This window comes from Xenorhabdus vietnamensis (genome assembly GCF_002127535.1).
Taxonomy (GTDB): Bacteria; Pseudomonadota; Gammaproteobacteria; order Enterobacterales; family Enterobacteriaceae; genus Xenorhabdus; species Xenorhabdus vietnamensis.
Genome location: NZ_MUBJ01000137.1, coordinates 1 through 437 on the forward strand (window position 1 = coordinate 1; position 437 = coordinate 437).

1 protein-coding gene is annotated in these 437 nt (G+C 55.6%); it reads right to left on the reverse strand.

What is annotated here, in order from left to right:
- Positions 1–437: AMP-binding protein (locus tag Xvie_RS20580; RefSeq protein WP_139838945.1), on the reverse strand; the 437-nt coding region annotated here is incomplete at both ends.

The window sequence follows — 437 nt, forward strand, 5'->3', positions numbered from 1 at the left end:
ATCAGGATGACGACAATCTTGCCCACGGTTTGTCTTTTCCTCATCCGAGAGACGCAATAATGGCACAGTCAGGTTAGCCGGGATATCCTCCCGTATATCAGCGAGCAGCAACCGGGCAGTACAATCCTGTATCATCCAGTGTTTTCGCCCATCCGGCATACCCGGATCAATCGGCACATAAACCGCGCCAGCTTTGAGTACCGCCAGTTGGGCGACCACCAGCGCCACCGAACGCGCCAGTAACAGCGCCACATGCTCACCGGGACGGATACCGTGTTCAATGAGCTGACGAGCCAACCGGTTGGCACGGGCATTGAGTTCGGCATAGCTGACGGTCTGGTCTTCGTACCTCAAGGCAATGGCGTCTGGGATTTTCTCTGCCTGCTGTTCGAATAACTGATGAATGCACACCGTGTCAGGGTACGGTGTTTCCGTGG